Source organism: Enterobacteriaceae endosymbiont of Neohaemonia nigricornis (genome assembly GCF_012571795.1).
GTDB lineage: Bacteria > Pseudomonadota > Gammaproteobacteria > Enterobacterales > Enterobacteriaceae.
Genome location: NZ_CP046222.1, coordinates 408891 through 422881, shown reverse-complemented (window position 1 = coordinate 422881; position 13991 = coordinate 408891). Strand labels below are relative to the sequence as shown.

Here is a 13991-nt window from a genome sequence, read left to right as displayed (position 1 = left end):
ATCATCATTATAAAGGAATTATTTTGAATAAAAAGTTAAATCTTTTGTCATTAACAGCATTAGTTATAAGTTCTATGTTAGGTGCTGGAGTATTTAGTTTACCACAAAATATGGCAGTTGTTGCTAGCCCAATAGCTTTAATTATTGGTTGGATTATTACTGGTATAGGAATTATTTTTTTATCAACATCAATGTTATTATTACATAAGTTAAAACCTAATCTTACTGGAGGTATATTTGCATATGCAAGAGATGGTTTTGGTGAATTAATAGGATTTTGTTCTGCATGGGGGTATTGGCTATGTGCTGTTATAGCTAATGTTTCTTATTTAGTAATTGTTTGTTCTGCATTAAGTTTTTTTACTGATAATTCTAAACATATTATTTTTGGTAATGGTAATACATGGCAAGCATTATTATTTTCTTCTTTATTATTATGGTTAATTCATTTTTTATTATTACAAGGTACACAAACTGCTTCTATTATTAATATTATTGCTACATTTGGAAAATTATTTCCTTTAACAATATTTATTATTTTAGCTATTATATCTTTTAATTTTAAACAATTTAATTTTGATTTAATTGGTCAAACATTAGATACATCATTATTAATCCAAGTTAAAAATACTATGTTAATAACATTATGGGTATTTATTGGTGTTGAAGGAGCAATTATATTATCATCTAAAGCTAAGAATAAAAATGATGTTAAAAAAGCTACATTACTAGCTGTAATAATTGCATTATGTATCTATTTATCAGTAACTTTATTATCTTTTGGTATTATGAAACGTATAGATTTATCTAGTATGAGAAATCCTTCTATGGCAGGATTAATGCAAATTTTTATTGGTAGTTGGGGAAATATTTTTATTGCATTAGGATTGATTATATCTGTTTGTGGTGCTTATTTGAGTTGGACTATTATGGCTGCAGAAGTACCTTGGATAGCTGCGAAAAATAATATGTTTCCTAAATGTTTATCTAAACAAAATATGTATCATACACCTGTTAATGCTTTATGGTTAACCAGTAGTAGTATGCAAATATTTTTAATATTCATTTGGTTAACTGCTATAGATTATAATTATTTATTAACATTAGCATCAGAAATGATATTAGTTCCATATTTTTTAGTAGGAGCTTATTTATTAAAAATATCTTTACAAAATAAAATCAGTATAACTAATATTTTTATTGGTTTAGGATCTTGTATTTATGGATTATGGTTATTATATGCTGCAGGATTTATACATTTATTATTATCTTTAATTTTATATATTCCTGGATTAATATTATTATTATTAACTAAAATATATAATCCTACAATATTAATTTTTAACCAAAAAGAAAAAATAATTTTTATTATTTTATTATTTGGATCGTTATTAGCTTTATATTTAGTAATAAAATAAATTTTTTTATATAAAAAATATTTTTTTATGTATTTATATGACTGTTATATAAAACAGTCATATAAAAATAATATTTAAATTATAATTTAAAATTATTAAAATCTTTAATATTTACTGTTGAATCAATTTGTCCAACTAAATAAGAGCTTACCTCAACTTCTTGTGGTGCCATTTGTACGTTATCTGATATTAACCATGAATCCATCCATGGGATAGGATTTTTTAATATTTTAAATGGCGTTCCTAACCCTACATTATTCATCCTAATATTTGTAATATATTCAATATATTGACATAATATATTTTTGTTTAATCCAATAATAGAACCATTTTGAAATAAATAATTTGCCCATTGTTGTTCTTGTTGTACTGCGTTTAAAAATAATTGATAACATTGATCTTGACATTCTATAGCTATTTTAGCCATATCTTTATCTTCAATACCTTTTTGCATAATATTTAAAATATATTGTGTGCCTATCAAATGTAAATATTCATCTCTTGCTATAAATCTAATAATTTTAGCATTTCCTTCCATAAGTTCTCTTTCTGCGAATGCAAAAGAACAAGCAAAACTAACATAAAATCTTATGGCTTCTAAAATATTAACATTCATTAAACATAGATATAATTTCTTTTTTAATTCATATAAATTTACAACAATTTTTTTATTATTAACATAATGAATTCCTTCACCAAATATATGCCAATAATATGTTGCATTAATTAATTCATCATAATATTTGATTATATCTTGTGTTCTTAAAATAATATTTTTATTTGTTATAATATCATCAAAAATTAAAGATGGTTCATTAATAATATTACGAATTATATGAGTATATGAACGAGAATGAATGGTTTCAAAAAAAGACCACGTTTCTATCCATGTTTCTAACTCCGGTATAGAAATTAAAGGTAATAATGCAATATTAGGACTACGTCCTTGAATAGAATCTAATAAAGTTTGATATTTCAAATTACTAATAAATATGTGTTGTTCATGTTTTGGTAATTTTTGATAGTGAATTCTATCACAAGATATATCTATTTCTTCTGGACGCCAAAAAAAGCTTAATTGTTTTTCAATTAAGTGTTCAAAAATATGATGTTTTTGTTGATCAAAACGAGATATATTTACGTTTTGTCCAAAAAACATTGGTTCTTTTAATTGATTATTTTTTTTATGAGAAAAAGTAGTATAACTCATTTTATTATCCAAATTTTAATAATTATTCTTTTATTATGAATTAAATAGTACAAGAATCATCTGTACAATGACTATTTTTTTGGAATAGAATATTTTGATCTTTTATATTTTGAGCACCATCGCGAGTATTTTGATAATATAAAGTTTTAATACCTAATTTATAAGCTATTAAAATATCTTTTAAAAGTTGTTGTACAGGAATTTTATCATATTTAAAACGTTTAGGATCATAATTTAAATTTGTTGAAATAGATTGATCAATAAATTTTTGCATTAAACCTACAAGTTGTAGATAACCATAATTATGAGGAATATCCCATAATAATTCATATTTGTCTTTTAATAAATCAAATTCTGGTACTATTTGTTTTAAAATACCATTTTTTGATGTTTTTATACTCATAAAACCTCTAGGCGGTTCAATACCATTAGTAGCATTAGATATTTGTGAAGATGTTTCAGATGGCATTAATGCTGATAATGTTGAATTACGTAATCCATATTTTTTAATATTTTTTCTTAATTTCTCCCAATTATAATGTAAACATTCTGTATGTAAATTATCAACTGATTTTTTATAATGATCAATTGGCAATATACCATGATAATAATTTGTTTCCTTAAATAAAGGACATGGTCCTTCTTGCTTAGCAAGATTATTAGATGCTTTCAACAAGAAATATTGTATAGCTTCAAAAGTTTTATGAGTTAAATTATTAGCACTATAATCTGAATATTTAACATTATTTTTAGCTAAATAGTAAGCAAAATTAATAACACCAATTCCTAATGATCTACGCCCTAGTGCTGATTTTTTAGCTGCTGGTAATAAATAAGATTGATAATCTAATAAACAATTTAAAGCTCTTACGATTAAATCAGATAAACTTTGTAATTCATTTAAATCTTTAATACTACCTAAATTAAATGCCGCTAATGTACATAAACCAATTTCACCTTCAGGATCATTAACATTATTTAATATTTTTGTAGGTAAAGTAACTTCTAAACATAAATTAGATTGTTTTATAGGTGCTATTTTAGCATTAAACGCTGAATGAGTATTACAATGATCGACATTTTGTATATAAATTCTACCTGTAGATGTTCTTTCTTGCATCATTAATGTAAATAAATTTATAGCACTAATATTTTTTTTCCTAATATTTTTTTTATTTTCATAATATTTATATAATGTAGCAAATGTATGTTGATCTTTAAAAAATGCCTCATATAAATCAGGAACATCTGATGGACTAAATAATGTAATATTATCACCATTAATTAAACGTTGGTATAATAATTTATTAATTTGTACTCCATAATCAATATGTCTAATTCTATTAGAATCTATCCCTCTATTATTTTTTAATACTAATAAATTCATAATTTCAAAATGCCATAATGGATAAAATAAAGTCCCTGCTCCACCTCTTACTCCACCTTGTGAACAAGATTTGATTGCAGTCTGAAAATGTTTAAAAAATGGTATACATCCAGTATGATATGCTTCACCATTTCTTATAGGACTGCCTACAGCACGAATACGTCCAGCATTAATGCCTATACCTGCTTTTTGTGAAACATATTTCATAATAACACTAGCAGTTGCATTAATAGAATCAATACTATCATCACATTCAATTAAAATACATGAACTAAATTGTTTAGTTGGTGTTCTCACACCTGACATAATTGGGGTAGGTAAAGAAATTTTAAATGTTGAAATAGCATTATAAAATTTTTTTATATAATACATTCTTATATTAGTATTATATTTTGCAAATAAATAAGCAGATATCAAAATATAAAGAAATTGCGCACTTTCATAAATTTGTCCTGTAACACGATCTTGTAATAAATATTTACCTTCTAATTGTTTAGCAGCAGCATATGAAAATAACATATCACGATTATGATCTAATATATCATTCATATATTGGAATTCTTCTTTTGAATAATATTTTAATATTATTGGATCATATTTATTTAATTTAATAATATTTTTAACATGATTATATAAATTTGGCGGTACAAATTGTCCATATGCCTTCTTTCTTAAATTAAAAATTACTAATCTAGCAGCTATATATTGATAATTAGGATATTTTTCTGAAATTAAATCTGCTGTAATTTTTATTAAAATATCATGTATAATAGTAGTACTAATATTATTATAAATATGTAGATGTAATTTATTTATTATTTTTTTTATAGATATATTGTTTAAATTTTGTGACGCATATGATAATACTATATATATTTTTTGTAAATTTAGTATTTCATTATTACCATTTTTTTTTATAACGAATATAGTTTTATTCATATTAGAACCTTAAAATATATTAAATTAATTATACATATAGCAAAATACTAAAATTTTAAAATATGAAATAGTATGTTAATTTAGATTAAAAAATAATTATATAAAAAAACAATATATATTAATGTATATATTATTTATTTTTTTTTAATATTTAAAATTAATAATTATGATTATATTATGAGATTTTATAATGTTTAATAAATCAAATAAATATATTATTTATTTAAAATATTATTTTTATTATATATATAATATTTTTTGATATAAAATAATATATTTTATTCTTTTTAGTTATATACAATTATACCAATAAGTTTTATTAATAAAATAATTAATATGTTCTCAATATATTATTATGTATAATTTATATTGATAGTTTTATTTATAATAATAAATAATGAAAATATATAATAATATATATTTATTATTTATATCTATTTTTTAATATATATATTAATAATATAGTGATATCAGAATTTGTAATTCCCGCAATTCTAGAAGCTTGTCCTATAGTATAGGGTTTATATAAATTAAATTTATCAATAGCTTCATTAGATAACCCTTTAATAATATTAAATTTTAAATTAATAGGAATTAATGTTTTTTCATATTTTTTTTGTTTTTCTATATGTTCTGTTTGTCTTTTAATATATCCTTCATATTTTATTTCAGTTTCAATATATGTGGTAATTTCTTTATTATGTAATCCTGGACTAAAAGTGTCTAATTTAATTAAATCATCATAATATATTTCTGTACGTTTTAATAAATCAATGCCATTCATATTTTTTTTTAAAGGATTATTTAATAAATAATTTAATTGTTTATTGATATTAATATCTTTATAAGAAACATAAAGATTTTTTAATCTTTGTTTTTCTTTTTCTATGTTTTCTATTTTTTTATTAAATATTATCCATCTTTCATTATTGACTAAACCTAATTTATAGCCAATTTCTGTTAAACGCATATCAGCATTATCTTCTCGTAAAATTAATCTATATTCAGCACGAGAAGTAAACATACGATATGGTTCTGTAGTACCCAAAGTACATAAATCATCTATTAATACACCTATATATGCTTGGTTTCTTAAAGGGAACCAAGTAGATTTATCATCTATTATTAGAGATGCATTTAATCCAGCTAATAATCCTTGTGATGCAGCTTCTTCATAACCTGTTGTACCATTTATTTGTCCTGCTAAAAATAATCTTTGTATATATTTACTTTCCATCGTAGGTTTAAGATCTTTAGGATCATAGAAATTATATTCTACAGCATATCCTGGACGTGTTATTTGTGCATTTTCTAATCCCTTAATAGATCTTAAAATTAATAATTGTATATTAAAAGGCAAACTAGTAGAAATACCATTTGGATATATTTCATTACTATATAATCCTTCAGGTTCTAAAAAAATTTGATGTTTATTTTTATTAGGAAATCTTATTATTTTATCTTCAATAGATGGACAATATCTTGGACCTTTGCTTGTTAATATTCCATTATATAGAGGACTATTATTAATATTATCTAATATAATTTGATGTGTGTTATGATTAGTATAAGTAATATGGCATGGTAATTGTTTAGGATGTTGTTTATTATTTCCTATAAAAGAAAAATGTGGCAAAGGATTATCACTATGTTGACTTTCTAATTGAGAAAAATTAATACTATTTTTATTAATACGTGGTGGTGTACCTGTTTTTAATCTACCTGTTTTTAAAGGTAAATCTTGTAAAAAATGTGCTAACTTTATAGAAGATAAATCATTAATTCTACCACCTGCGAATTTATTATCTAAACCTATATAAATTAATCCATTTAAAAATGTACCATTAGTTAAAATAATAGCATTTGCATAAAATATATCATTATTTTTTGTAATAACACCTTGTACAACATATTTCTTTATTATTAATTTTGTTACTTCTTGTTGTAAAATAGATAAAAATTCTTTTTTTTCTAAAGTATATTTAATATTACGACGATATAATTCACGATCAGCTTGTGCTCTAGTTGCTCTAACTGCAGGTCCTTTACTATTATTTAGTATCTTAAAATGAATTCCTGAATGATCAATAGCAGTACCCATTAAACCATTTAGAGCATCTATTTCTTTTACTAAATGTCCCTTGCCTATCCCGCCAATTGCAGGATTACAAGACATCTGTCCTATAGTATCTATATTATTTGTAATTAATAAAGTTTTTTTTTTCATTTGAGTGCTAGCAATAGCGGCTTCAGTACCAGCATGACCACCACCTACAATTATAATATCAAATCTATTTATGTTAGACATATATTAATATCCTACATGAGTTTTATATATTAATAAATTAAATAGGATCGATATCAATCATAAATTTAATTTTATTAGAGTTTTTAATATTTTTTATAAAGTATAAAATATTATTTTTAATATATTTTATTTGTTTATTACAAGTATATTGTAATATTATTTGTGTGCGAAATATTAGTTGTGTTTTATTAATTATAAATTCTAAAGGATCAATTATAGAAATATTTTTATCATTTTTAATTATTGATATAATTTTTATTTTTAAAATAGATAAAAATTCTAATAATATATGTTTTTTTACAGATTCAAATATTAACAATATATGCCTACTAAATGGTGGCAAAATTAATTTTTTTCTTTCACACAAAATCATATTTACTAAATCATTATATTTATCTGTACTATTAATAATAGTATCAAAAAAAGGATGTTGTATATAACAAGTTTGTAATATTACAACTTTTTTTTTATTTTTTTCAAAATGATTATTTAATATATTAAAAAAATTTTGAAAAAAATATTCTGTGGTACGAAAATTATTAGAAAAAAAAATATAATCTGTATTAAAAAATACAATTAATGTATTATTTAAAAAAGTAAAATATTTTTTATATAATATTTTTGATGTAATTACAATTATTGGTTTATCATAAATATATAATGATAATGTATTTAATGAATAACTTTTATTAATTAATAATATAGGAATATTAAAAAATATTTTTTGTAAAAATTCTTTAAGTTGTTCTGTGCCTATACCAAGAGGAATAAAATTATTAGATTTACAATGCTGACATATTTTAAACATATTTATTATAGTATTACAATATTTACAATATAATTGACGATTTTTTTTATAAAAAATATAATTTTTATTACATTTAAAACATTTTATACATTTTTTACAAGTATTACATAAAATAGCTTGTGCATATCCTGTGTTTTTACAATATACTATAACTTGTCCTTGATTTTTAATATGTATATTAATATTTTGTATGAGTTTTGGTGATATACCACATTTTAATAATTGATTATTTGTATTAATAATTTTGAAATAAAAATTATTATATATATATTTGTCAGATGTTATATGTAAAAATTTATATTTATCTATATTAATATTATATAATGTTTCTAAACATAAAGTTTTTGAATTTAATATAATTGGGATATTTTCTATTTTAGCACGTAAAATAGCTATTTTTTTTGTATTATATCTTAATCCATATTTTTTTTTATATGTATAATCATGCTCTTCATTAATAATAATTAATCCTAAATTATTAAATGACATAAAGATAGATTGTTGGTTACCTATAATTATTAATATTTTACCTGTTTTAATATTATTACTTAATAAAAATTTTTGTTTTACAGATAAATTTGAACATAATAAACATATAGGTACATTAAATGTATTTGTAAAATATTTATATATATAATATATATAATATTGTTGTGATGTTATTACTAATATCTGTTTATTATTTAGTAAAATATTATTTATAAGATATAAATATATATTCATTTCATTAAAAAAAACGAAACTACTATTTGATACCCATATATTAAATATATTTATGGGTATATTAATACTATAATTAATAATATTTTTATTAATTAGATTTGTATGTAAATTAATAGTCCTATCTTTTATTTTATTTAATATATAAAAAATTTTTTTTTTTAAATTAAATATTATATTTTTATTTAAATCATAATAATAAATATTATTTACTAAAACACCATATTTTTTTAATATTTTAAATTTTTGAATATTAATTTTAGGTGTTAATGATTTAACATATTTAATATTAATATTATTATTTATATTATAATATTTATTTTGTTTATTTATAATTAACATCTTAAATAAAATAACACCAATAGGACATAAATAATATTTTGATATTTTATTTGCAATATTCCATAATATATTATTAAATTGTGATTGATTATCTAATGTTTTATATAAAAATTTTAATTTTTTTATTTTTATATTTGTACTATTTGTAATATTGATTACTATACCTATATGTTTATTATTTTTAATAGGTGCAATAACTCTATAACCAATATTTACAATCATATATTTTGGTAATAAATAATCATAAGGTTCATATAAAAAAATATTATTAAAAACAACTTGTGCAATTCTCATAATTAATATTTATTATTTAATATGTAAACGAATTATTCTTGTAATTGAAATTACAATTTTATATAATTACTTTATTTATTTTTTAGTAATATAATATATTAAGGATTTATTATGAAAACAGGTATTCATCCCAATTATAATTGTATTACAGCAAAATGTTCTTGTGGGAATATTATTTATACTAAATCAACTTTACAAAATAATAAAGAATTAAATTTAGATGTTTGTAATCTTTGCCATCCTTTTTATACAGGCACACAAAAAATTATTGATACTAAAGGACGTGTTGAACGTTTTAAAAAGAAATTTAAAAATATAAAATTTTAGGGTAAATATTATTTTCTAAATAATCAATAATGTTATAAAAAAAATAACATTATTGATTAAATACTATGTTATATAATTATAATAATTTATATATTTATTTAATTTTTTTTTCTTTATATAAAACATGTTTTCTAATAATGGGATCAAATTTTTTAATTTCTATTATTTTTGTATTATTTTTTTTATTTTTAGTAGTAGTATAAAAATGTCCAGTATTTGCCGTAGAAACTAATTTAATTATATTACGAGAATGTTTAGCCATAAAATAATTTTAATATCCTAATTTTAATAATTGAAATTATATTGATAAAATATGTTCTATACCTTTTTTATTAATTAATCTTATACCTTTTGTAGATATGCGTAATTTAATAAATTTGTTTTGTTTTTTTACCCAAAATTTATGATAATGTAAATTAGGTATAAACTTTCTTTTAGTAGCATTCATAGCATGAGAACGATTATTACCTTTTATAGTTTTTTTCCCTGTTATTTGACATATTTTAGACATTTATATTTCCTTAATTAATATTTTATTATAAAATATTTTATAATAAATAATATATGCATTTATTATACAAATAATTATTAATTTTTAATTTTGTGAGATAATTACCATAGCAGGTCTTAATAATCTGCCATTTAACATATAACCTTTTTGTAAAACTTCTATAATGTAATTGTCTTGTATTGTATCAGATTTAACAACAGACATAGCTTGATGTTGTAAAGGATTAAAAGGTATATTAATTTTATCAATAATTTCTACACCAAATTTTTTAATCGTATTAATAAATGATTTTAAGGTTAAATTAATACCTTCTACAATTGAATTAAAATTATCATTATTTTTTTCTAAAATTATTGCACGTTCTAAATTATCAATTACTGGTAATAGTTCTGTAATAATTTTTTCTAAAGAAAATTTATAAGTATTTTCTATGTCTAAAGCAGATCTTTTCCTAATATTTTCTATTTCAGCTTGATTACTTAATTTAATATTCCATATAGTTTTTTCATATTTTTGAATATTATCTTTTAATAATAAATTTTCAGATTGTAATTGATCGTTTTCACTCTTTAAAACTTGTATTTCATTATTTTGTAAAACATTTTTTTTTTTATCTTTATGATTTTTTTTATTTTTTATATCTATATTTTCATGTTCATTATCATGTTCATGTTGTTTTGTATTTGTTATTGTTTCATCTTGGATATTTTTCATGTTATTCATTTAAATAACCTCATTAATAATATAAAATATTTATTATATGTTTTTATAATTAATATAATATAAAAAAATACAAATAAATGTAAAAATAAATAATTATAAATTATAAAAAATACTTTAAATTAATATAATTTTATATTAAACTATAATTATTTTATTATATGTATTTATTATTTGAAATTAATTTTCAAATATATAATATTTGTATATTATAGACTTATATTAATAAAAATGAAAAAAAAAAATATATTGTTTTAAATAAAAAAATTTATCATAATTTTTTTATACAAAAAAATATAGAGGCTGGGATAATTTTACAAGGATGGGAGGTAAAATCATTACGATTAGGAAATGTTACTATTAATAATAGTTATGTAAATATATTACCTAATGGTAAAATATATCTGCTTAATACCAAAATAACACCATTAATTACGCATTGTAGTCATGTAAAATATATATGTGATAGAAATAAGGAATTACTTTTACATAAAAAAGAAATTGAATTTTTACAAACTTATATAAAAAATAAAAGTTTTACTATTGTAGTTATAGGTTTATATTGGAAAAAATCTTTTTGTAAAGCAAATATAGCTATTGCTAAAGGAAAGAAAAATTTTGATAAAAGAAATTTATTAAAATTAAAAGAATGGAATATTAATAAATTACGTATAAAAAAATATAAATAATTTTATTTTGGGGCTGATTTTGGATTCGACAAAATTATGAAACTTGAAGAGCATGTCAAGGTAATACGGTAGGCCTTGTAAAAAAACCGTATAATAATAAATGCAAAAAACAACAATTACGCTTTAGCAGCTTAAAACACTGAAGGCGTCTTGTATTTTATTATTTGCTCTTTGATATAAAATACAAGTCATAACAAAAGAGATCGCATATAATAAGTCTAATATTATATGTTAAATTATTAATAGACTTAGGTAATATTATAACTTTGTTCATCAGTTAATATTATTGAATTATTAGTATGAAACTAAACATGTAGTTGCTAATAGTGTAGTATTTTTGGACGGGGGTTCGAATCCCCCCAGCTCCATAAATAATTTTTTTATTATTTTTTAATAAAATAATTAATTGATATTATATATCATATTATATTTGGTTTTTATTATGTATTCTTCTTTGTTTTTCTTTTAAAAATTGTTTGCGAAATCTAATGGATGTAGGTGTAATTTCTATTAATTCATCGTCATTAATAAAATCTATAGCATATTCAAGAGATATGTTTTTATTAGGTACTAAAATAATAGCATTATCACTACCAGAAGCTCTCATATTTGTTAATTTTTTATTTTGTAAACAATTTACTGTAAGATCATTAGATTTATTATGTATGCCTACAATTTGTCCTTCATAAATTTTTTCTCCTGGTTTTATAAATAATATACCTCTAGATTGTAAATGTGATAAAGCAAATGATACTGCATAACCTGTACTGTTAGAAATGAGTACTCCATTATTTCTTTTATTTATAAAACCATTATTTTTTTTACTATAATGACTAAAGAATGAATTCATAATACCTGTACCAGCAGTTATATTCATAAATTCTGTTCTAAAACCAATTAATGCTCTACTAGATATGATACATTCAATAATAATTCTATTATTGGTTTTACTTAATAAAATATTATTAATAATAGCTTTTTTATTACTTATATATTCTATAATTTTTCCTTTTTTATTAGATTGAAAATCTAAAATTAATATTTCAAAAGGTTCATGTTTTTCATTATTTATTATACATTCTATAATTTTAGGTTTAGATATAGCAAATTCATAACCTTCTCTACGCATGTTTTCAATTAACAGAGATAAATGTAATGTTCCTCTACCAGATACACAAAAAATATTATCATTTGTTGATTTTACTTTTAATGATATATTATATAAACATTCTTTAGTTAATCTATTCAATATTTTTGTAGATGTTACATATTGTCCTTCTTGACCAGCAAATGGCGAATTATTAACATGAAATAATATATTAATTTTAGGAGGATCAATTTTCAATGCAGGTAAAGCTTCATAATAATTATTATTACATATAGTATCAGAAATATGAATATCATGTAAATTTGTTCCTGCAATACCAATTATATTACCTGCATAAGCACAATCTAAATATTGTTCTTTAAGTCCTATATTTTGTATTAAATATAATATTTTTATTTTTATATTTTTTTTATTTTTATCAACTGTAGTTACAAAATCATTAATATTTATATGACCTCTTTTAATTAATCCAAAACAGACATTACCTAAATATTTATCATATTTAATTTGTGAAACTTGCATTTGAAAAGGACCGTGTATATTTACATTAGGATGAGGTGTATATTTTATAATACTATTAAATACAGCATCCATATTTTTTTCTATTAAATTTGTTTTATATCCAGATGTACCATTAATGGCAGAAGTATATATAATAGGAAAATCTAATTGTATATCTGAAGCATTTAACTCGATAAATAAATCAAATATTTGATTTATTACCCAGTCAATTCTATTTGGTTTTCTATCAATTTTATTTATAATTATAATAGGTTTTAAATTATATTCAAAAGATTTTTGTGTCACAAATCTAGTTTGTGGCATAGGTCCTTCTATAGCATCAACAACTAATAATACAGAATCCACCATTGATAATATTCTTTCAACTTCTGCACTTAAATCTGTATGCCCAGGGGTATCAATAATATTAATTTGATAATCATTCCAAAAAATAGTAGTTTGTTTAGAAAAAATAGTTATTCCTTTTTCTTTTTCTAAGTAATTAGTATCCATTAGTCTTTGTTGATGTTTATAATTTATAATTTTTTTATTATTATATGAATCAGATTGTTCTAATAATTTATCTAATAAAGTGGTTTTACCATGATCAACATGTGCTATAATAGCTATATTACGTATTTTTTGCATAAATTTTTCTCAATATAAATATTTATTATATATTTTATAATTTTATTTAAAGTAAAATAAC

Annotated in this window: 11 protein-coding genes and 1 other RNA gene; 4 read left to right on the top strand and 8 right to left on the bottom strand. The window is 20.5% G+C overall.

Going from position 1 to position 13991, the window contains the following annotated elements:
* The first annotated feature begins 23 nt into the window (after positions 1-23).
* On the top strand, positions 24-1418 hold the full coding sequence (locus tag GJT85_RS02045; protein WP_208754551.1) for a basic amino acid/polyamine antiporter: 1395 nt from the start codon (positions 24-26) through the stop codon (positions 1416-1418).
* 79 nt (positions 1419-1497) lie between these two features.
* Here GJT85_RS02045 and nrdB read toward each other — a convergent pair whose 3' ends face one another.
* The 4 genes from nrdB to priA all read right to left on the bottom strand — a co-directional run bounded on the left by nrdB (position 1498) and on the right by priA (position 9426).
* Positions 1498-2628 carry a class Ia ribonucleoside-diphosphate reductase subunit beta gene (nrdB, locus tag GJT85_RS02040; protein ID WP_208754550.1) on the bottom strand — a complete coding sequence of 377 codons (1131 nt, stop codon included), beginning with the start codon at positions 2626-2628 and terminating at the stop codon, positions 1498-1500.
* Between the two features lie 40 nt (positions 2629-2668).
* Positions 2669-4954, bottom strand: a complete 2286-nt coding sequence (nrdA, locus tag GJT85_RS02035) for a class 1a ribonucleoside-diphosphate reductase subunit alpha (RefSeq protein WP_208754549.1) — start codon at positions 4952-4954, stop codon at positions 2669-2671.
* A 424-nt stretch (positions 4955-5378) separates the two neighbouring features.
* On the bottom strand, positions 5379-7262 hold the full coding sequence (gene mnmG / locus GJT85_RS02030; RefSeq protein ID WP_208754548.1) for a tRNA uridine-5-carboxymethylaminomethyl(34) synthesis enzyme MnmG: 1884 nt from the start codon (positions 7260-7262) through the stop codon (positions 5379-5381).
* Between the two features lie 37 nt (positions 7263-7299).
* Entirely contained in the window at positions 7300-9426 is a 2127-nt protein-coding gene (gene priA / locus GJT85_RS02025; RefSeq protein WP_208754547.1) for a replication restart helicase PriA, read from the bottom strand.
* 111 nt (positions 9427-9537) lie between these two features.
* Between priA and rpmE the strand changes: the two genes are divergently transcribed.
* On the top strand, positions 9538-9753 hold the full coding sequence (gene rpmE / locus GJT85_RS02020; protein ID WP_208754546.1) for a 50S ribosomal protein L31: 216 nt from the start codon (positions 9538-9540) through the stop codon (positions 9751-9753).
* Between the two features lie 94 nt (positions 9754-9847).
* Here rpmE and rpmG read toward each other — a convergent pair whose 3' ends face one another.
* The 3 genes from rpmG to grpE all read right to left on the bottom strand — a co-directional run bounded on the left by rpmG (position 9848) and on the right by grpE (position 10987).
* Positions 9848-10015 (bottom strand): 50S ribosomal protein L33, encoded by a 168-nt coding sequence (gene rpmG, locus GJT85_RS02015; RefSeq protein ID WP_208754545.1) that lies wholly within the window; start codon positions 10013-10015, stop codon positions 9848-9850.
* Positions 10016-10051: 36 nt separating this feature from the next.
* Positions 10052-10264 (bottom strand): 50S ribosomal protein L28, encoded by a 213-nt coding sequence (gene rpmB / locus GJT85_RS02010; protein WP_208754544.1) that lies wholly within the window; start codon positions 10262-10264, stop codon positions 10052-10054.
* A gap of 84 nt (positions 10265-10348) precedes the next feature.
* The gene (gene grpE / locus GJT85_RS02005; protein WP_208754543.1) at positions 10349-10987 is read right to left on the bottom strand and encodes a nucleotide exchange factor GrpE; all 639 of its coding nucleotides are present in this window, start codon (positions 10985-10987) and stop codon (positions 10349-10351) included.
* Between the two features lie 218 nt (positions 10988-11205).
* Between grpE and smpB the strand changes: the two genes are divergently transcribed.
* Entirely contained in the window at positions 11206-11673 is a 468-nt protein-coding gene (smpB, locus tag GJT85_RS02320) for an SsrA-binding protein SmpB (protein ID WP_208754611.1), read from the top strand.
* A gap of 9 nt (positions 11674-11682) precedes the next feature.
* Positions 11683-12044: a transfer-messenger RNA gene (ssrA, locus tag GJT85_RS01995) on the top strand.
* A gap of 53 nt (positions 12045-12097) precedes the next feature.
* Here the strand turns inward: ssrA and typA are convergent.
* Positions 12098-13930: a translational GTPase TypA gene (typA, locus tag GJT85_RS01990; protein WP_208754542.1), complete on the bottom strand. Its 1833-nt coding sequence runs from the start codon at positions 13928-13930 to the stop codon at positions 12098-12100.
* Positions 13931-13991: the final 61 nt, after the last annotated feature.